This window comes from Salinivibrio sp. KP-1 (assembly GCF_000968645.1).
GTDB lineage: Bacteria > Pseudomonadota > Gammaproteobacteria > Enterobacterales > Vibrionaceae > Salinivibrio > Salinivibrio siamensis.
This window is the reverse complement of the sequence record NZ_LAQR01000048.1, coordinates 339,186-358,970: the sequence shown is the minus strand read 5'-3', so window position 1 is coordinate 358,970 and position 19,785 is coordinate 339,186. Positions and strand designations below refer to the sequence as shown.

General features: G+C 49.8%; 17 protein-coding genes. 11 read left to right on the top strand and 6 right to left on the bottom strand.

Annotated elements, in window-relative coordinates; genetic code table 11:
• Nucleotides 1-30 precede the first annotated feature (30 nt).
• From WN56_RS14960 to WN56_RS14950, 3 genes are all read right to left on the bottom strand, one after another.
• The gene (locus WN56_RS14960) at nucleotides 31-1,575 is read right to left on the bottom strand and encodes a BCCT family transporter (protein ID WP_046075753.1); all 1,545 of its coding nucleotides are present in this window, start codon (nucleotides 1,573-1,575) and stop codon (nucleotides 31-33) included.
• Between the two features lie 184 nt (nucleotides 1,576-1,759).
• On the bottom strand, nucleotides 1,760-2,191 hold the full coding sequence (locus WN56_RS14955) for a hypothetical protein (RefSeq protein ID WP_046075752.1): 432 nt from the start codon (nucleotides 2,189-2,191) through the stop codon (nucleotides 1,760-1,762).
• 161 nt (nucleotides 2,192-2,352) lie between these two features.
• The gene (locus WN56_RS14950) at nucleotides 2,353-2,652 is read right to left on the bottom strand and encodes a hypothetical protein (protein WP_046075751.1); all 300 of its coding nucleotides are present in this window, start codon (nucleotides 2,650-2,652) and stop codon (nucleotides 2,353-2,355) included.
• Between the two features lie 878 nt (nucleotides 2,653-3,530).
• On the opposite strand from WN56_RS14950, the gene WN56_RS14945 reads away from it, so the two are divergent.
• The 4 genes from WN56_RS14945 (at nucleotide 3,531) to WN56_RS14930 (ending at nucleotide 8,810) form a co-directional block, all read left to right on the top strand.
• A complete protein-coding gene (locus WN56_RS14945) occupies nucleotides 3,531-4,136 on the top strand; it encodes a TetR/AcrR family transcriptional regulator (RefSeq protein WP_101494513.1) in 606 nt (201 codons plus the stop codon).
• 203 nt (nucleotides 4,137-4,339) lie between these two features.
• Nucleotides 4,340-5,497, top strand: a complete 1,158-nt coding sequence (locus tag WN56_RS14940; RefSeq protein ID WP_046075749.1) for an iron-containing alcohol dehydrogenase — start codon at nucleotides 4,340-4,342, stop codon at nucleotides 5,495-5,497.
• Nucleotides 5,498-5,573: 76 nt separating this feature from the next.
• On the top strand, nucleotides 5,574-6,596 hold the full coding sequence (locus WN56_RS14935; RefSeq protein ID WP_046075748.1) for an NADP-dependent oxidoreductase: 1,023 nt from the start codon (nucleotides 5,574-5,576) through the stop codon (nucleotides 6,594-6,596).
• Nucleotides 6,597-6,842: 246 nt separating this feature from the next.
• Entirely contained in the window at nucleotides 6,843-8,810 is a 1,968-nt protein-coding gene (locus WN56_RS14930; protein ID WP_046075747.1) for a sensor histidine kinase, read from the top strand.
• Nucleotides 8,811-8,831: 21 nt separating this feature from the next.
• Here the strand turns inward: WN56_RS14930 and WN56_RS14925 are convergent, their stop codons facing one another.
• On the bottom strand, nucleotides 8,832-9,782 hold the full coding sequence (locus tag WN56_RS14925) for an aminoimidazole riboside kinase (protein ID WP_046075746.1): 951 nt from the start codon (nucleotides 9,780-9,782) through the stop codon (nucleotides 8,832-8,834).
• Nucleotides 9,783-9,809: 27 nt separating this feature from the next.
• Complete coding sequence (locus tag WN56_RS14920) at nucleotides 9,810-11,243, bottom strand: sucrose-specific PTS transporter subunit IIBC (RefSeq protein WP_046075745.1); 1,434 nt, start codon at nucleotides 11,241-11,243, stop codon at nucleotides 9,810-9,812.
• 282 nt (nucleotides 11,244-11,525) lie between these two features.
• Here WN56_RS14920 and WN56_RS14915 point away from each other — a divergent pair, with 282 nt between their 5' ends.
• The 7 genes from WN56_RS14915 (at nucleotide 11,526) to WN56_RS14880 (ending at nucleotide 19,446) form a co-directional block, all read left to right on the top strand.
• Nucleotides 11,526-12,518, top strand: coding sequence for a LacI family DNA-binding transcriptional regulator (locus WN56_RS14915; RefSeq protein WP_046075744.1), 993 nt, complete (start codon nucleotides 11,526-11,528; stop codon nucleotides 12,516-12,518).
• Between the two features lie 101 nt (nucleotides 12,519-12,619).
• Nucleotides 12,620-14,317, top strand: coding sequence for a glycoside hydrolase family 32 protein (locus tag WN56_RS14910; RefSeq protein WP_052708124.1), 1,698 nt, complete (start codon nucleotides 12,620-12,622; stop codon nucleotides 14,315-14,317).
• A 160-nt stretch (nucleotides 14,318-14,477) separates the two neighbouring features.
• Entirely contained in the window at nucleotides 14,478-15,446 is a 969-nt protein-coding gene (locus WN56_RS14905; protein ID WP_046076040.1) for a calcium/sodium antiporter, read from the top strand.
• Between the two features lie 375 nt (nucleotides 15,447-15,821).
• Nucleotides 15,822-17,069, top strand: coding sequence for a hypothetical protein (locus WN56_RS14900; protein WP_046075743.1), 1,248 nt, complete (start codon nucleotides 15,822-15,824; stop codon nucleotides 17,067-17,069).
• 415 nt (nucleotides 17,070-17,484) lie between these two features.
• A complete protein-coding gene (locus WN56_RS14890) occupies nucleotides 17,485-17,856 on the top strand; it encodes a hypothetical protein (RefSeq protein WP_046075741.1) in 372 nt (123 codons plus the stop codon).
• A 252-nt stretch (nucleotides 17,857-18,108) separates the two neighbouring features.
• Nucleotides 18,109-18,486 carry a hypothetical protein gene (locus tag WN56_RS14885; RefSeq protein WP_046075740.1) on the top strand — a complete coding sequence of 126 codons (378 nt, stop codon included), beginning with the start codon at nucleotides 18,109-18,111 and terminating at the stop codon, nucleotides 18,484-18,486.
• Nucleotides 18,487-18,750: 264 nt separating this feature from the next.
• A complete protein-coding gene (locus WN56_RS14880) occupies nucleotides 18,751-19,446 on the top strand; it encodes a VC0807 family protein (RefSeq protein ID WP_046075739.1) in 696 nt (231 codons plus the stop codon).
• A gap of 78 nt (nucleotides 19,447-19,524) precedes the next feature.
• On the opposite strand, the gene WN56_RS14875 is transcribed toward WN56_RS14880, so the two are convergent.
• On the bottom strand, nucleotides 19,525-19,740 hold the full coding sequence (locus WN56_RS14875) for a TIGR02450 family Trp-rich protein (RefSeq protein ID WP_046075738.1): 216 nt from the start codon (nucleotides 19,738-19,740) through the stop codon (nucleotides 19,525-19,527).
• Nucleotides 19,741-19,785: the final 45 nt, after the last annotated feature.

The window sequence follows — 19,785 nt, the reverse complement described above, 5'->3', positions numbered from 1 at the left end:
CGCTTTTCTCATTAACAAACTCTGGTCTTACTAACTGGCAGTCGCCGGCTGCAATGCTAAGTTGGCTTCTTTCTCTTGCTGCATCCGCATCACCGCAATCGGACCGGTGATAAAGGTAAAGGCAATCAAGAAAGACACAGGCACGGCGGTGATCACGATAAACGACTGAAGCGCATTCAAGCCACCATCACCGGCAAGCAGAAGTACACCGGCAACCACACCCATCACAATCGCCCAGAACAGACGATGACGGCGCGTTGGCTGATTGTCACCTGACACGGCCATCGCAATCGAATAAGCCATCGAGTCACCCGTGGTCGCCACGAAGGTGGTGGTCAGCAGCATAAAGGCTGGGATCAGAACCACGCTGTAAGGCAGCTGTGACAAGGACGCAATCAAGATAGCAGGCAAACCCGCATCCGCCATTGGGCCGGAAATGCTGCCAGGCGATTGCAACTCATAAAAGATACCCGTACCGCCTAACACGGAGAACCAGAAGTTAGTGGCAATCGGTGCACAGATAGCCACGGCGACGATCAGCTCACGAATCGAGCGGCCTTTCGAGATACGAGCGATAAAGATCGCCATCATCGGCGCAAAGCCAATAAACCAACCCCAGAAGAACCAGGTCCACCATGCATTCCAGCTACCGTTATCGGTATTCAGTGCTAGCGTATGCATATTGTTGAGGTAGTAGCTAAAGCCTGAGCCAAACTGTTCGAAAATAAAGCCAGTTGGACCCAGCACAATCACCACGCCCAACAATACGGCTGCACCAATCACATTCATGCGGCTCAGCCATTGTAGGCCTTTATCCATCCCCGTAAATGCAGAGATCGAGTAAATCGCCACGACGGCAGCCAGAATCAGCATCTGCATTGGCATGGTGTTTTCGATACCCACAAAGCTTTCTAGGCTGTAGCCAAGCTGGGTGGCCAAAAAGCCAATCGGACCGATGGTACCGGCCGCCACGGCAATGATAGAGCAGGCATCAATCACAGAGCCTAACCAGTGGTTTTCCAGCTTGTCACCGAGTAGCGGATACAGCAACGCACGAGGGCGCAGGCGTACACCCGCTTGATGGTGGGCATACATCAGTACGATGGTTGCCAAGGTGCCTAATACTGCCCAGGCTAAAAAGCCCCAGTGGAAAAAGCTTTGGCTCAGGGCAGGGGCGACGGTTTCCATCACACCCGCTTCCATGTCACCCAACGCCGGCGGCGGCGTCATGAAGTGATAAATAGGTTCCGCGGCTGACCAGAAAACACCACCGCCCGCAAGCAGGGTGCACATGATCATCGCAACCCAACGGAAACGACTCATTGAGACAGTATCCGTGGCGCCAAGTTTTAATTTACCAAATTTACTGCCGCCGATAGCAAGCGCCAGTACAAAATTGATCACCATCAACCACTGCCACCAGTAACCAAAAAGGTTGGCAGACTCAGAAAATAGAGACTGGATAACAGAAGAGAAGTGTTTCAGGTCAAACAAGGCAAAGGCAAGGAAGACAGCAACAAAGCCGATGGTAAACACGGCTACGAGACGGTCATTATTTTGTGTAGATTTAAGCATTAGTTCGCTCACAAGGTGTGTGAGGGAGGGGACTCTATCAGTGTGGCGAATGAATGACCAGAACAAATTGTTACAGTCAAAGAAGGGAAAAACGTGACAAGCATCACCTATTCAGCCATGGCGGGGGCTGAATAGGAATATGACATTTTTGTTAAGTGGGCAAAATTTACCCAACACCGTGTCGTCACGCTGGTGTCTTCGGTTTCTCTGTCTTATTCGCCTTACCCGTTTCGAGCACTTTTTTATGCAGCACCACGGTGGCGCGATACAGTTTAGGGTGAACCTGTGACTCGCCTTTTTTTGCACGATTACACGCCGAAATCACTGCCGCCGTTATGCAAGCGGCCACTTTCAGCTGTCCAAGCTGATAGGCATAGTTAGCAACCTTTATCGCCATAAAAATCGATTGGTCGCTGTATTTGTAATTACGGGCGGCGAATTTCTCAAAGCGGAGAAAGTCTTTGTGATAACCCTTAAGAATGCGATCAACGTGGCGATCGTAATACTTTTTATACTTGGCGTAGCTCCCTTTGGGGTTGCTCGCCATAATGTCTCTCACCCAGACAAACGATTGCAGCTGTTCCTTTTCAAATAAGCCACTCAGCCAGGCAAACATATGACCTCCCTACTGCTAGCTTAGCGGCCTTATTCTACTCAATTTCCGTGACTAATCTATGAAAAGGCGAAAGTAACTCATTGACTGGCGGTTATTTAATCAGTGTTGGTCGCTAACTATTACGAGGCCCCAATGGACAACAGTGAGCGACCACAGAAAGATTAGGCTTGCGTGTTGATGTTAATGGTATAAGTGGCGTCCCCGACGGGGAGCATATGTAGGATCTGCTCGCCAAGCGCTGGATGGGTAAGCAGGTAATTGCCTTGCGGAAAGCGGGTGTCTTCCGGCCCTTTCAATACCAGGCTGAAGTTTTCTACCGCGTGCCCGCCCACCTCATCACCGTGGCCAGGATGGGTGTCGACACGCGCCAGCGTCATTGCGTATTCCGTATCCGTTCCATCAATGAGCGTGATCGTTTCATTAATCAATTCATTGACATACTGGAAAGATAGTACATTCATCGTCCCTCCCGCGCCCCTCTTTGGGTCAATGCGCTTGTTAAAGCTTTACTGATAAGATTAGATGAAAAATTCGACAATGCACAATAGCTTAGTGATTTTTTCAATCGCTTAGAACGACAAAAGGCAACCCATCGGTTGCCTAACTAACGCTTGATTACGCTGACCCAGCCGCTTTAACTGGGCGGGTCTTATTCGACTTTGTTTTGTAGTAATACCACAAACGTCTGCTTTTGTTGTTCATCGAACACCTCTCAATCAGATTAATGAACGATATTGATGTCAAGCGCCAAATGCGGCGCCAATTCATAGTCTTATATTATTTCGTTCCGGAAAGCAAATTCGATCACTGTCAAGCAGCGATAAGGCGAGAAAACAGCCAGCTCAAGGTGCTAAATACGTATTCAATATGTCAGGTAGGTCAGGCGCGAGGCCCACAAAAGAGAAAGCCGCTCTACTGAGCGGCTTCAAGATGCATTCCTTGTTGGTTGTTGGTCAATGAACATGTTTCTTACATTGCCCCGTGTGCTCACTACGTTGAGCGTCCTCACCGCATGGTCTTGTGTTAATTGCCTGGCTGGCGGCTAACAAGGTGTCGTCATGGGCGCCTGACATTAACGGGGACTTAACGCATTATGTGGCGCGTCACTGCGCGCTAATCATCTACCAAATTGTGTGTCAGCTCAGCTGACATTTTCAGTAAAGCACACTTTTGCCACTGTGCCATGGTGTGCCGTTCAAATTGTGAACAGTTTAATAAATCTGACACAAACTGGGATTTCGCACAGCATACCGGCCTGATTTATGCCACCGAACCACGCCAACATAAAAAATTCTCGCACCACTAGACGACCGGTCTAATTTTGATTATGCTACCCCACATGAAATCGAGCAGCACCCAAGAAACCAGCACTCACAACGCGACCCACCAACACTTGTTGGAAACGGGCGTGAGTGTGATGGCGCAATTTGGCTTCAGCGGCGTCGGCCTTAGCGCGATACTAAAACAAGCCGGCGTGCCCAAGGGGTCTTTTTACCACTACTTTGCGTCGAAAGAACAATTCGGCCAAGCCGTGTTAGACCACTACTTTGCTTGCTACATTGCCGACGTAAACCGCTTACTGTCAGATAGCACGCTCTCTCCCATTGCACGTGTACACAGCTACTTCAGTCGCTGGCAAGCACAATATTGTAGTTTGGATCCGGTGCAAACGTGTTTGGTCGTCAAGCTGAGTGCAGAAGTAGCTGATTTATCCGAGCCAATGCGGCTGGCACTGCGCGATGGCACCGATCAGCTGATTAGCTGCTTGGCGAGTACCCTCGCCCAAGATAGCGATGTGTTTGATGAAAAAACCGCGCTTACCACTGCCACGACCTTGTATCAGTTGTGGCTGGGCGCCAGCTTATTAACCAAACTGCATCGTAACGACAGTCATCTTGCACAAGCGATGACCATCACCGAAGAAAAGCTCGGGCTGATCGATTAACGACGCTTTGCTGTACCAAGCATCGCTTAAACAACAAATTAATCTCCGATGCGTGGCATTCGCGACGGCACTCGTTGTTAGCGCACAGCCACCATCTACTCAAAACCCGCTTTGGCGGGTTTTTAACCGGCACTCACTAGACGACCGGTCTAATTTAAATAAACGCTTGATACCATCAAGCACAATAAAAGGAAGGATGAGCAATGAACAACTTTGAGTTCTACAATCCCACACGTATCGTTTTTGGCGAAGGTAAGATTGCCGAGCTGGATCGGCTCATCCCGGCCGATGCAAAAGTGTTGATTCTTTTCGGCGGCCAAAGTGCACGCAAAACCGGCACCTTGGATGAAGTCGAACAAGCGCTAGGGCAACGTCAATTTGGCCTATTTGGTGGCATTGAACCCAACCCGCGCTATGAGACCTTGATGAAGGCAGTCGAGAAAGTCGGCGCTGAAGGTTATGACTACCTTCTCGCCGTGGGCGGTGGCTCAGTGATCGATGGCACTAAATTCGTTGCCGCAGCCGCGAAATATGACGGTGACGCATGGGACATCCTCACCAGCATGGGCGGAAAAGTGGAAGCAGCGCTGCCATTTGGCTCCGTGCTCACTTTGCCTGCTACCGGCTCTGAGATGAACAAAGGCTCAGTGGTGACCCGTGAGTCGATGCAAGCGAAATTGCCGTTTATGAGCGAGCTGGTGTTCCCGCAGTTCTCAGTGTTGGATCCGGTGAAGACCTACACCCTGCCGATTCGCCAAGTGGGGAACGGTGCGGTCGATGCGTTTGTTCACGTGGTGGAACAATACCTCACCTATCCTGCCAATGCGCCGGTGCAAGACCGCTTTGCTGAAGGCCTGCTACAAACCTTGGTTGAGTTGGGCCCACAAGCGCTGGAAACACCAGAAGATTACAATGTGCGTGCGAGTCTGATGTGGACAGCCACCCTGGCGCTTAACGGCTTGATTGGCGTGGGTGTCCCGCAAGACTGGTCAACTCATATGCTTGGTCACGAGCTCACAGCCCAACATGGCTTAGACCACGCCCAAACCCTTGCTGTTGTGCTGCCTGCGATGCTCAATGAGAAGTTTGAGCAAAAACAGGCCAAGCTCGCACAATTTGCTGAACGTGTTTGGCATATTGAACAAGGTAGCGACGCCGAGAAAGCCAAATTAGCGATTGAGAAAACGCGCGATTTCTTCGAGCGCATGAACGTGAAAACACGCATGCGAGATTACGATCTGGATGAAACCGCGATTGAGCCGTTGATTGAAAGTCTAACCCAACACGGTATGACCCAGCTCGGCGAACATGGCGATGTCACCCCGGACGTGTGTCGCCGCGTGCTGCAAGCCGCGCTTTAATCGCCGGTTTATTTCATTGCTATTGTGAGGCGCGCTGAAGCAGCCGCCTCTTTTCCCAACATCAAGGGAGGAACTAATGTCAGCATTAACAAATCAACGTTTTGTTCTCGCATCACGCCCAGTTGGCGCACCCACTGCCGAGAACTTTCGCTTAGAAGAAGTCGCCATTCCCGCACTAGGCAACAATGACGTCCTGATTGAAAACCATCATCTATCGATTGACCCATACATGCGCGGCCGGATGAGCGATGCTAAGTCGTATGCTGAACCGGTAGCAATTGATGGTCTGATGGTCGGTGCCACCGTGGGTAAAGTACTGGAATCTAACCATGCCGATTACCAGGCCGGCGATTGGGTACTGGCTTATAAAGGCTGGGAAACCCATTCTGTCGTCGATGGCGATACCCTGCTTAAACTTAACCCCGATCTCGCACCGGTTTCATACGCGCTTGGGATCTTGGGGATGCCCGGCTTCACCGCCTACATGGGCTTATTAGATATCGGCCAGCCCAAAGAGGGCGATACCCTGGTAGTGGCAGCCGCAACCGGCCCCGTTGGCGCGACCGTCGCACAAATCGGTAAGCTGAAAGGCTGCCGCGTGGTAGCGATTGCCGGTGGTGAAGACAAATGCCAATACGCTCGTGAACACCTCAGTGTTGACGCGTGTATCGATCACAAAGCCGATAACTTTGCCGAGCAGCTTGCCGAAGCCTGCCCGCAAGGCATTGATGTGTACTTTGAAAACGTCGGCGGCAAGGTATTTGATGCGGTGATGCCACTGCTTAACACAGGGGCACGTGTTCCCGTGTGTGGCTTGGTATCTCAATACAACAACACCGCCCTGCCAGAAGGCCCAGACCGCCTTTCACAGTTGATGGGGACCATCTTGGTTAAGCGCCTAACCGTAAAAGGTTTCATCATTTTTGATGACTACGCGCACCGTTACCCTGAGTTCGCTCACGACATGGCCAAATGGGTCGGCGAAGGCCAAATCCATTACCGTGAGCACGCGGTAGATGGCTTTGAGCAAGCGCCTCAAGCACTGATTGATGTACTCGAAGGCCGAAACTTCGGCAAGATGGTCGTCAATATTAAATAAAGTATCCGCGCTTTATTTCGTCATACCGAAAACCCTGCCTCCCCCTTAGCGATGGATAGCTAAGGGGGTTTTTTTATGAGTGACGTTCGCTTTTCCGTTCCACTCCCCTTCTTGATGCAGAAGAAACACTCAGTGCCAACTACACTAATGGGGATGATTGACTAGCTTCATCGAAATTTGGCAAGGCTGACCGCAGGACGCAACCGCTCCACACCTGTTTCAGCTAAGAAAGAGGATGTATTCAAAATGGCCAAAGTCGCACCCATGATTCGTCATCAGATCAACCTCGGTTTTGCGTTTGTTCTGATTATGGCATTACTGACGATTTTTGCGGTGGTGGAATGGAAGGTAAAACCCGAGCTTATTGAGCAGCGACAAGAGCGGATCAGCATCAATCAACACGCCCTGCTCGATTTACTCGACGCCAAACTCGGCCAAATTGAACTGTTAACCAGCACCATGGCGTTAGCGGGAACCACACTCCCCAAAGATGAAGCTCTGTTCCGCACCACCTTTCCCGAGATCCTCAATAATCATGGCGATCCAGCGATTGCCGGCGGTGGTATCTGGCCCGAGCCCGGCACATTTACACAAGGGGTGACGCGGCGCAGTTTTTTCTGGGGCCGAGCAGGCGCGACCATGGAGTACTACGACGATTACAACCACCCAGACGGGAAGGGGTATCACAATGAAAGTTGGTACGTAGCGGGCAAAACAACCCCCGCCGATCATTGCATTTGGTCCAACGCCTATATTGACCCTTTTACCAAAGAGCCGATGATCACCTGCACCGTGCCAATGAAAGATGATAAGCGCTTTGTGGGTGTCGCCACCGTCGATATGAGGCTCGCCGGCATCTCAGATATTTTGTCCCAGTATGGCAAAGAAAACGGTGGCTATGTCTTCGCCTTCGACGCAGACAGCAAAGCGATCAGCTTTCCGCAATCAGCCGTCACCTTTCAACCCTACAGGAACACACTATGGACGAGAGACGAACTGCAAGTGCAATTGCCTTGGTTGCAATCGGCGTTCAAGGCAACCCAAACACTCAGCACCAGCAAGCTAATCACGGTAGAAAATGACGGCATCCTCAACGAAGCCGCGTATGTTCATTTGATTCGCTACCCTGAAGCCGACTGGGTGATTGGCCTCGCCGTCCCTAAAAGCAAAATGACCGCCGCCGCTGACAACATGGGGTTGTTTTTAATGATAGCGATTGGTGGCTTGCTGCTCATTGTCGGTGTCATCGCGACGATCACCGCCCGCAATTTACTGGATAAAATTCGACAAACCACCCATCAGATCCGAGAGTTGATCGATGGTGAAACCACCCAAGCACTCGACGTGGGGAACCTGAATGAAGTCGGGGAATTACGCCATGCCGTCAACGATTATGGTGATAAACTAAAGGCACTGCTATTGCGTTTAGAAACACTCCAGGACGAATTGGTTCAGAATGAAAAACTGTCCTCACTCGGCTCCCTGGTCGCAGGCATCGCACACGAGCTGAATACCCCCATCGGCAACGCACTGATGTCTTCAACCTCCATCTTGTCGATGAAGCAAGATTTTGTCCAACAACTCGAAAAGCCGATCACACGTGACGATTTAGACCAATTTCTCACCCATGTTGAAGATGGGACACGGATTGTTGAACGTAACATGTCACGTGCCTCCGAATTAATCCGTGCATTTAAACAACTGGCCGTGGATCAAACCAACGACCACCTGCGCGAGTTTGACCTCCATCATCTTATCAACGAAGTGCTTCTGTCTTTGCGTCCGACACTGCAGCGAACGCCTCACCACCTTGACGTAGATATTCCTGAGGCGATTAAGCTCAATAGCTACCCTGGAGCCCTCACCCAAACGCTGATCAACTTAATTAACAATGCGTTAGTGCATGCATTTACCGAGCAAGATCAAGGCCATATTCAAATCCATGCGAGTCAGGATTCACACGATCAGGTACATATTACCGTCCAAGATAACGGCCTGGGCATGACGCCAGACGTGCAAAAACACATTTTTGATCCCTTTTATACCACCCACCTCGGTCAGGGCGGATCTGGCCTTGGCTTACATATTACCTTCAACCTCATTACGAGTGTGCTCGGTGGCCGTATTCAGGTAAACAGTAAACCGCAACAGGGCAGTCGCTTCATTGTGACGATTCCACTGACGGCCCCCGAACGTGCCTCGTCGTCTTCATGAAGATGGCTGGTAAATGGGATATCATTGTCCAGCCAACTGCAACGCCGAGGGTAATGCGGTCATAGCACCTTTGGCGGTGGTGGCCAGCGCGCCACAGCGGTTGCCTTGACGCACAGCCTCAGTCACCGCCTCTGGCGACTGCCAGTCGGGCAACTTGGCTAGGGCAGCCAACAAGCCGCCCATAAACGCATCACCAGCGCCAGTAGTATCCACGACCTTGGCGGGTGTTGTCGCCACCTGCCAAAGCGCTCGGTTGAACGCAACTTGTGCACCGTCACTGCCTAGCGTGACCACCCACAAGGACACACTCGGTACGTGCGAGACGAGCACTTCAAGCGCGGATTTGATAGACCGGCTCTCGCCGGGCTCGGAGCCTGTCACTAACGGCGCAGTCAGTAAAGCAAGCTCATCATCAGACACTTTGACCACATCCGCCAGCGGCAAGGCTTGCCTCACTGTCTCTAGCATCTGCGCCTCGCTTTGCCACAAATCATCACGCAAGTTAGGGTCAAAGCTGACAAACCCACCCTGGTCACGACACGCTTGCATGGCGCCGAGCGTGGCCGATCGCGAGGGTTCGTTAGCTAACGCAATGGAGCAAGCATGTAACCACTGCCCCTTTTCAAACACAGGGAAGTCATCGGGCTCCACAAACTGATCGGCACTGGGTTTGACCATAAACGTAAAGCTGCGCTCACCCGCCTCATCTAACTCGACCAACACGGTTGAGGTGCGTTGCGCGTTATCGCGATGCATAAACGCAATGTCTACGCCTTCATCGGCCAACGTGGTTTGCATAAAACGTCCCAACGGATCGTCGCCCACTCGACCAATAAAGCCTGTTTTCTCCCCCAGCCGGCTAATCGCCACGGCCACATTGGCGGGCGCACCGCCCGGACATTTTAGGTAGTGGCGTTCACCGTCAGGGATCAAATCCACTACCGCATCGCCAGTGACCCATACCTTACTCATCACGCTTGCTCCTCGTTCAATGCTCGATTAGGCCGCCGCCGTTTGCGCATATTTTTTACGGGTACCCAGTACATAGGTCACCGCAAACGCCACGACAAAAGCAATGGCCATTCCGATGATATACGGCACCACTCCATCAGGGCGAATCGAAATGATCCCTGGCAGCCCCGCGGCACCCAGCGCTTGCGCTTTCACTTTAAAGAAGGTGATGAACGCGCCTGCACAGGCTGCGCCTACCAATGCACCGATAAACGGATAACGATATTTAAGGTTAATACCAAACATCGCCGGCTCAGTAATGCCAAGCAGTGCCGTGATACCCGCCGGCATCGCAATTCCTTTCGCTTTCACATCCGCCGTTTTTAGCCCGAACGCCAAACAGGCTGCGCCTTGCGCCACATTTGACATCGCGGCAATCGGGAAGATGAAGGTACCTCCGGTGACCGCAATGTCTGCCAATAGCTGCGTTTCAATTGCGATAAAGCTGTGGTGCATCCCGGTGATCACAAACGGCGCATACACAAACCCAAACAATGCACCACCAATCATCCCTGCTGATTCATACACCCAGTTGAGACCATCGCCGAGCAAGAAGCCGAGATCACGGGTAAATGGACCCACCAGAGTAAAGGTGATCAGCCCGGTGATAAAAATCGCCAGTAGAGGCGTCAGCAAGTTATCCAGCACCGAGGGAATAATACGACGTAGCCCTTGCTCGACTTGGGCGAGAATATAAGTGGCAACCAGCACAGGCAGTACCGAGCCTTGATACCCGACTTTTTCAATCTCAAAGCCAAAGATTTCCCATACTGGAATATCGCCGGACACCGCCGCACCGCCAAAGCCCCAGCCATTGAGCAGGTCAGGATGCACCATTAACATCCCGAGTGCCGCGCCCAAAAAGGGGTTAGCACCAAACTTTTTACTGGCAGAAAACGCCAACAGTACCGGCAAGAACACAAATGGCGCATTAGCGAAGGTATTGATCATATTGGCCAAGTCGCCCATTTGTGGGTAGGCCTCAATCAAAGATTTGCCATCAATAATCAAGCCCGGCGCCGTCAGGATATTAAAAATCCCCATCAGCAAACCACCGGCGACGATGGCTGGAATAATGGGAACAAAAATATCTGACAGCCCTTTCACCGCGCGTTGTAGCCAATTTTGTTTTTCAGCGCCAGCCGCTGCCACGTCTTTCGACGACATGTCTGACTGGCCCGTTAGTTTGCTGAATTCGGCATAAACATTATTAACAATGCCCGAGCCAAAAATGATCTGTAACTGACCGCTGACTTGAAATTGGCCTTTCACACCTTCAATCGATTCAATCGCGCTTAAATCCGCCAAGTTATCATCATGGAGTGCGAGTCTTAGCCGCGTGGCACAGTGTGCCGCCGCCGCGATGTTTTCTTTTCCACCCAGTTTATCGAGTAGTTGTTGTGCTATTTTTTGGTAGTTCATGGCTACTTCCCCTGCACGCTCTCACCGTCTTTGCCACCGTCACTTTTATTTTCGTGTGGCGTCACACGCTCCACATTTTCGGGAACGATCCCGAAAATGATGTGCTGAATCCTGTAAAGCATCAAGTATGAGGGCTAATCGCTGTGAGATCGATCAGTAAACCGACGCGTACCTCTCACCTTAAACGTGATTAATATCACTAAATAGGGGGCATTTAAGGCGCTATGTTTGCAAAGGATCCGTAAATGGAACGATCATGGTACTCCCAGAAAAGGAGAACCCATGGCTAGCTTGAATGATGTCGCCCGTTTAGCGGGTGTTTCTAAATCAACCGTTTCACGCGTGATTAACCAGGAATATGGCGTAAAGCCCGCCACCATTGAAAAAGTTAACCGCGCCATTGAGCAATGCGGCTATGTGGTCAATCAAATCGCTAAGGATTTGAAATCCAACAAAACCAACCTCATCGGGGTGATTGTACCGCGAGTATCGTCGAATGCGATGTCAGCCAGCGTTGATGGGCTTAGCCATGTCTTTGATAAAAAAGGCAAACACGTGCTATTGGCCAACACGCGCCAAGACGATCAGCGTATTTGCTATTACCTCGATTTGTTCAACCAAAAACGCGTAGAAGGGATACTGCTGTTTGCCTCCACGCTCAACCCCGACTTGGTGCACGCCATTAAGCGCTCGAGTGCACCGGTGGTGGTAATTGGTCAAGACGGCTCACCCTATAACATTCCCAGCGTGATCCATGATGATTATCGGGTGGGCTTTTGTGCTGGCGAGCAGCTTATTAATGCTGGCTGCCGACAGATGGGTTTTCTAGGGGTACAAGCGGAAGACATTGCCGTTGATCAGCAGCGTTATCAAGGCTTTGAGAGCGCATTGACCACGTTGACCCAAACGGTACCCTTGTTCCATTACCAAGGCCAATTCTCGATTCAATCGGGCTATGTCGCCATGACCGCTATGCTAGAGCAATATCCTGATCTTGACGGCGTATTTTGTGCCACCGACCGTATCGCGATTGGCGCTATCCAAGCTTTGCAAGCACAAGGGATTACGCCAGGACACGCCGTGAAGCTGATGGGAGTGGGCGATGACGAGCTTGCCCAAGTGGTATCGCCAAGCTTATCGACGTTTAACTATGCCTTTGATGCAGCAGGAGAAAGTGGTGCCAAAATGCTGCTCGAATTACTGGAAACCGGACAAAGTCATGTGTCCAAATTGGTGATGGGCTTTAACTATATCAGCCGCGCCACCTGCCCTTAACACAGCGACCGTTAACCCAATACAGAGAAATTTTACTTGCGCCACCGCCGTCTTATTCGCTATTTTTGGAACGTTCCCGAAAATAAAATTGGTACGGATAGATGGAAATAACCCCAACAGGCCTGGTTGACGCATGTGGTGGCGCCGATAACGTGCGACGAGCATTGCGCCATCAAGACAAGGTGATCATTGAGCTCATCGAGCTTGAACGCGTGAACCAAGACATGCTGCCAATCAGTACGATTGACCATTCACTACGCCAGATCACCCTCGATCAACCCGTCAGTCAGGGGGCGCTAACGGCACTGGGACGCGTGATCGATCACAACCTGCGTGAACAAGCCGCGCCCTTCTATTCTCCCAGCCAAAAGACAGATTTCCATCGCCCCGGATGGCATATCAGCCCTCCCCAAGGGCTGCTGAATGACCCCAATGGTTTTATTTATTTTCAAGGTCACTATCACCTTTTTTATCAGTGGTATCCCTTTGCCTGTGAGCACAAAGATAAATTCTGGGTGCATTTAATCAGCCCTGATGGGGTGCAATGGCATACCGCGCCGCTCGGCCTCACCCCCAGTGATTGGTATGACAGCCATGGGGTATTTTCAGGCCACGCCATGGTGATGAACGACGCCCTTTGGCTGTATTACACCGGCAATACCCGCATTGGCCCCGAGCGTTTGCGCCAAACAACCCAGTGTGTGGCGCGGTCAAGCGATGGCATTCATTTTGAAAAGCTCGGCCCGGTGATTGATGCCCCACCAGCAGGCGTGACCGAGCATATTCGCGATCCCAAAGTCATCCATGACGGCCAACACTATCGGATGCTGTTGGGCGCGCAACGTGAAGATAAAATAGGCCGCCTGGCGCAGTATTCGTCTGCTGATGGCCTTACGTGGCACTATGACGGACTAAGCGGTGATAGCTTAGGCGAACATGGTTATATGTGGGAATGCCCAGATCTGTTCCAATTAAGCGATCAATGGCTCTGTATTCTCTGCCCACAAGGCAGCCCTTCACCAACGCCCGATCATCATGTTCCTCACCACAATGGTTACGCCAAAGCTACGCTAGAAGCGGACGGCATCAGGCTTGATAACTGGCAAGTGCTGGATCATGGGTTTGATTTTTACGCCCCGCAGACGGCGCAGACCCCTGACAATAAGCGCATGCTTATCGCTTGGATGGGCCTGCCAGACGAAGTTGAACAACCCAGTTTAAGTGCGGGCTGGTTGCATCAGTTAACCTGTCCACGTGAGTTACGCTGGGAAAATGGGCAAATTTATCAGCGCCCAGCCGCCGCGCTGCAAAGCTTAAGAGGCCCTCAGCAACTTTTGGTGATTAACCCTGAGTGCCATTCAACCACCGTGGATTTAGGCACCAAGCAGTTTGAGCTCAACACCACGCTGCCCATTCCGACCAGCGGCCACTACACGCTATACTTTCACAGCCGCAGCGGCATGATGACGCCAGCCTCCTCCGGCAAACCATCCGGTTGTGCACTCACCATTGACGGTGACAGCCGCACCCTAACACTGGATAGAAGCGCAAGCCTCGCCAAAGAAGGCGATACCCGTCGCTGCATTCACTTGCCCGAGCCGCTAGAAGATTTGCCACTACAAGTCCTCGCCGACACCAGCTCACTGGAGTTCTTTATCGCCGGCGGGCAATGGACGATGACCAGCCGTTACTTCAGCGCTATTGACGCAACCTTTTTAGCGCTGACACGCGATCGCCACGACACGCCTTTGCCAAAAGAGATGGATTGGTATGCGTTGAAAAACGCCAGTGTTAGGTGATACATCAGGGAAGTGGCGTTGACCACACCACGCCACGTCTGACTGGCACAGTTAACGCCCATCAACTAGCATTAAGGGTTTGAATCTTCTGTGTTTAATCATCGCCATGATATTATTGGCGATGATTAAACACGCTTCTTATTTCAACCAAGGTGACGATATGCTGCTTGCAATACTGGCGATTATTGCTGGATTTGCGCTTTTGGTGTGGAGTGCAGATAGGTTTGTAGAAGGCGCGGCTGTGAGCGCCCATTATGCCGGTATACCGCCGCTACTCATTGGCATGCTGGTGGTAGGGTTTGGGACATCAGCGCCTGAAATGGTGGTCTCAGCGATGGCTGCAGTCGATGGCAATCCTGCGTTAGCACTGGGCAATGCGCTGGGCTCGAACATCGTCAATATCACCTTAATTCTCGGGGTGACCGCCCTCATCGCGCCTATTGCAGTGCATTCCACCATTGTGCGCAAAGAGCTACCCATTCTTTTAGCCATCACTCTCATTATCGGGGCAATGCTATGGGACTTCACGATCAGCGCCTACGAAGCTTTACTGCTTATCACAGGCTTTTTACTGCTGATCGGCTGGTCAGTGTGGTCTGGCATACGAACTAAAAACGATACCCTCGCCACCGACATGAATGCCGAACTCAACCAGCAAACCCTGTCGCTAAAAAAAGCACTGATGTGGCTAACGATTGGGCTGGCACTGTTAATTGTGAGCTCGCGCATCTTGGTATGGGGTGCCGTTGAGATCGCCCAACAACTGGGCATCAGCGATCTGATTATTGGTTTAACCATAGTCGCATTAGGCACCTCCCTGCCCGAATTGGCCGCCTCAATTATCGCCGCCCGTAAAGGAGAGCACGATATTGCCGTGGGCAACGTGGTCGGCTCCAACATTTTTAATTCCCTCGCCGTGATTGGTATTGCTGGTGCCATCGAGCCGATTCGCGACATCACCGAAGCGGTCTTCTGGCGAGATTGGATGGTGATGCTCGCCGCCACCGTGCTCTTGCTGCTGGTCGCAATACGCTTTAGCAAGACACGCGAAATCAACCGCGCCGAAGGGGGATTACTGTTTATATGCTACGTCAGCTACACCTGTTTGCTGATTTATGCGGTGCGGTAGGAAGTTAAGCGTCATACAGTCCTCACAAAACACGCCAACGTTGATATGGGCTCTAATGCAGCGCGTATCATACCAAGGAGTAAAACCATTTATTCGACACCGATCCAATAAATAAAACAGCTTTTCTACCATGACCACATTGAGTCGAGCTTTTGTCGCGAATTTTGCTAGCATTGGCCGCTAAAAATAATCATAACCCCCTTGACCATTCCATTGAGGGGATTGAGCAATATGCTTTGCTCACTGGTGATACCCGCTTAGTTGGCTCAAGAGAAAACACAGATGACTTTCTTCACATCGACACAGTCTTATCGTTGTCCATTTTTCAAAAACCCTGAAACATGTAACTGTGCGGCTTGTGTCAATCAAAGATTGATGCAAGAAAGCAAAGAAGCCGTTAAACGTACAGAGGCAAAGAACTTTGCCAGTGGTGGCTCTATTCCTAGTATCAGTGCTGCATCTGAACCCGCACCAGTTCAAGAAAGCACGCAACAAAAGGTCGCTCGTCAACGCAAAACGCGGATTGAGGAAAGTGAAGATAACTGGAAAAAAACACAAGCTGCTGCATTTGATTTAGCTTGGATGCAATCGCCTAAAACCCAACCTCAGAGTGCACTTTGGAAAGCGCTATTTACCGACGATACACCTGAGGAAAAGCAAAAACTTATCAAACAAGCGAATACCCATCTCAACGAGCCCGTGAGAGAAGGAGAGATCGTTGTTATTCCAACCGCTGAGCCAAGAACCACTAAAGAGAAAGAGGCTCTAAGCGCGCTCCAAGGCGAAGCGGCAATAGGCAGCCTAGAGCTGGGAAAACTGAGCGATGATTCTCTTTCATTGGTTAATCGTCATTTGGAGCTACTTGACTATTTTGCTGACGACGCCTTGTGTACCATCGATGAAAGCGAGTCCGGTAAGTATTATGATTATGCCTCTATCGGAGTGGGTATCGCCGCCGGGTTTGTTCAAAAACACCTAGAGAACATTCAAGGCATCTTGTCAGAGATCAATGAGCTCTATGTCGACGATTTGGCCAAGAACGGCAAACCCAGTGCCACGTTTTTTGCTCAACGCGCAAGCTTGTTCAAAAAGCTTGATGACTCATTCGCGCGTTTGTCCAAGCGCAGCGTAAAACTCCCCTTATATACCCAAGTTAGGCGTAACCTAAAGCTTTCAACTAAATCCGTCATTCATCACGCTGACGAAATTATTAGCAAAGGCTATGTGAGTAATCTCGGAAAGCGCATCGCGAATATCTCTATTGGGGTAGATGCATCACGCGCTGGTGGTTACGTTGGATTAATGCTAGGTGGTGCAAGTGTCGCAGATAGCATTTATGAAGCCTGTAATGTTGATAGTTATGGTGAATGTGGGAGAACAACTGCACAAAAAGTCGGAGGATTTATGAGCTCAATCCCCGCAGGCACAGTTGGCGGTCAACTTGCGGCTGGCGGAACCGCATTACTTTTGGGAGCCATGGGTATTGCTTCGGCACCGGTAATTGCAATCGCCGTGCCAGCGGCTTTTGTGGTAGGCGGCCTTACTAGCGGATACTATGGTGGCAAAGCCGGCGAATATTTGGGCGATAAAGCTTACAACGTTTATGAGTGGATTCTGGAATAACCAATATGTCAACAGCAGAGTGGTGGGAGTTTTTGATTGCAATCCCTGCGCTAATTTTTAGTAGTTACTTTCTTCTTTGGGCAGTACCCGCAGTGTTTATACTTGCGGCCTTGGCGCTTGGTGACATTAAGCGGATTGAGTTTATAGACCAGCAACTAGCAAAGAATAATGAGAAGCTACATAGCACATTACGCTATCAATTTTCCTATACAATAGTAAATAGATTTATGTGTTATTGTTTTGCATACCCATTGATTCGTCACAGGCAAAAGACAAATTCGTATAAATTTAAATTATTCATGTGGATAAACTGCTTTGGGTTTTGGAGCTTCTCTCTAGGTATTTTATTCCTATACCTATCGGATATTTTAGGCATTATTAATTAACAACCATTTGACTCATGTAAAAAATAATCATGCATACCCTCGATATTTTCATAATGGGATTAATACTTATTTTTGGAGGATACACCTTTTTGTGGGCTGTAACAGCCGTATTAATACTCGCAATCTTGGCGCTTAATGACATCAAACGCATTGAATTTATAGACCAACAACTTGCTAAAGATGTAAAAAAACTTCACAGCAGGCTTGATTATCAATTATCTTATAAAATCGTCAATCGCTTTACTCTATACTGTGTTTCCTACCCTATTATTCGACATCGCCAAACGACCAACTCATGGAAGTTCAGAGCCTTTATGTGGTACAATTTTTTAGGATTTTGGAGCCTTATTCTCTCGGGCATCATTGTCTATCTGGCTAAGTTGTCCGGTGTGATAGACTGACCACCGAGCACTACAGGAGCGAATTTAACTTATGCCGCCATAGGCTGCATTACCCTTTACTTCGATTGCTGTCTGGTCTTGGGCATTCATCTTTGCAGTGACTGAAAAGCTTCAGTGAAGTGTGCAAATATCAATTCCGCAGAACACTAAAACATGGAAAGTATCTGCGCGCCAAGTAGCTAGTTTGAAGGGGAGGGTTAGATATTTTTATCTGAAAAGTCATTTGACTAACTAAAGCAAAGAGATATCAGATTGGAATTATATGAATTAGTTGTTACTATGATTGGATTGGTGCTTGGGGGATACCTTGCGGTTTGGTCTATCCCGGGTATTATCATGTTTTCTTTGATTACTCTTGGGGATATTAAGCGTATTGTATTACTGGATAAGTATTTATCTCAAAATATAAAAAAATACTATACCGAACAGGGCTATTTAAAACCTTACTACCAAACCCCCTACTCGATTGGCACACGTCTGCTTTTATACTGGATAAGTTATCCTATAACAAACAATCGTAAACAAAAACTTCCTAAAAAAATGAAAGTTTTCATGTGGGTTAATTGTATTGGGATGTGGAGCTTTATTATTACACCATTATTCTCTCAACTGATTAAGCATTTAGATTGATAAAGCTTGCATTGTTCATGGTGTAAACTCTGGAATAACCAATATGGCAACAGCTGAATGGTGGGAGTTTTTGATTGCAAGCCCTGCGCTAATTTTTACTAGTGTGTAGGTTTCAGGCTCGCACACCACTCCCCCTCACACCTATTGATTTCACACATAGTTACACAACGGTGCGCTTTTGCGCTTTACATCGATCGCGGGTCGATGAACACTGCTTGGCAGAGTATAATGACAACCGATATCATGTAGAGTTAGTCACAGATTATGAGCAATACCACCGCGAAAAAGCCGAGTCCCCTGTTTGAAATCCTGTTCAACGTTTTCATCCCCTCGATCATCCTGATGAAGTTGAGCGGCGATGAATACCTAGGTACAGCCACGGCACTGGTCGTCGCTTTGGCCTTTCCTCTCGCTTACGGCGGGATGGATCTGGTCCGTAACCAGAAATTCAATTTTATCGCAGCACTGGGTTTTATCAGCGTATTACTGACAGGCGGAATTGGCCTACTCGAGCTCGATACCCGTTGGTTAGCCTTAAAAGAGGCGCTGATCCCCGGCCTTATTGGCTTGGCGGTGTTAGGGTCAACCTTTACCCGCTACCCACTGATGCAGAAGTTAATACTGAATGACACTGTGCTCAACCTTTCGTTGATTAATCAGCGCCTAAAAGAGAAAGGACAATCCGACGCCTTTGAGCGCTGCTTGATGTGGTCAAACTACCTGTTCTCCAGCACCTTTGTGTTCTCATCGGCGATGAACTACTTCCTTGCCACGTGGATTGTCACCAGCCCTGCCGGCACGTCCGCGTTTAATGAAGAGCTAGGCAAAATGACGCTGTACAGCTACCCGATGATTGCTATCCCTAGCATGTTGATGATGTTCGGCATCTTTTACTACATTTGGCGTCAGATACGCGCGATGACATCGCTAGAAACAGAGCAAATTTTCCACCTGAAATAACAAGCGCCACGCGCGATGTTTCAAAAACGGGTCAAAAACAGATCAAAAAAAGGGAGGATAGCCTCCTCCCTTGCGTTATCACTTCCACCCTTGACGCCACTTCTCGTCACTTTTGAGCTCACGCCAGTCAATCGGATATTCTTTTTTCGACAGCACCGACTCGAGCACGCATAACACCACCATACCGTCTTCATCATATTCAACATCAGAGACTAAAAAGTGCTTCTCGCGATTAATAGGTTTGACCGCCGTCCACTTGCTATTGCGTAACTTGGCTGGATTGATCTGGTTCACGACCGCCCCTTAACAAACACCGGATGAGGCTGACAAGAAATGCAT

Coding starts and splice junctions, on each gene's coding strand:
- WN56_RS14955 (WP_046075752.1), bottom strand. CDS start 2,191: ATGTTTGCCTGGCTGAGTGGCTTATTTGAAAAGGAACAGCTGCAATCG.
- WN56_RS14940 (WP_046075749.1), top strand. CDS start 4,340: ATGAACAACTTTGAGTTCTACAATCCCACACGTATCGTTTTTGGCGAA.
- WN56_RS14950 (WP_046075751.1), bottom strand. CDS start 2,652: ATGAATGTACTATCTTTCCAGTATGTCAATGAATTGATTAATGAAACG.
- WN56_RS14900 (WP_046075743.1), top strand. CDS start 15,822: ATGCAAGAAAGCAAAGAAGCCGTTAAACGTACAGAGGCAAAGAACTTT.
- WN56_RS14915 (WP_046075744.1), top strand. CDS start 11,526: ATGGCTAGCTTGAATGATGTCGCCCGTTTAGCGGGTGTTTCTAAATCA.
- WN56_RS14960 (WP_046075753.1), bottom strand. CDS start 1,575: ATGCTTAAATCTACACAAAATAATGACCGTCTCGTAGCCGTGTTTACC.
- WN56_RS14910 (WP_052708124.1), top strand. CDS start 12,620: ATGGAAATAACCCCAACAGGCCTGGTTGACGCATGTGGTGGCGCCGAT.
- WN56_RS14890 (WP_046075741.1), top strand. CDS start 17,485: ATGCATACCCTCGATATTTTCATAATGGGATTAATACTTATTTTTGGA.
- WN56_RS14930 (WP_046075747.1), top strand. CDS start 6,843: ATGGCCAAAGTCGCACCCATGATTCGTCATCAGATCAACCTCGGTTTT.
- WN56_RS14880 (WP_046075739.1), top strand. CDS start 18,751: ATGAGCAATACCACCGCGAAAAAGCCGAGTCCCCTGTTTGAAATCCTG.
- WN56_RS14920 (WP_046075745.1), bottom strand. CDS start 11,243: ATGAACTACCAAAAAATAGCACAACAACTACTCGATAAACTGGGTGGA.
- WN56_RS14925 (WP_046075746.1), bottom strand. CDS start 9,782: ATGAGTAAGGTATGGGTCACTGGCGATGCGGTAGTGGATTTGATCCCT.
- WN56_RS14935 (WP_046075748.1), top strand. CDS start 5,574: ATGTCAGCATTAACAAATCAACGTTTTGTTCTCGCATCACGCCCAGTT.
- WN56_RS14945 (WP_101494513.1), top strand. CDS start 3,531: ATGAAATCGAGCAGCACCCAAGAAACCAGCACTCACAACGCGACCCAC.
- WN56_RS14905 (WP_046076040.1), top strand. CDS start 14,478: ATGCTGCTTGCAATACTGGCGATTATTGCTGGATTTGCGCTTTTGGTG.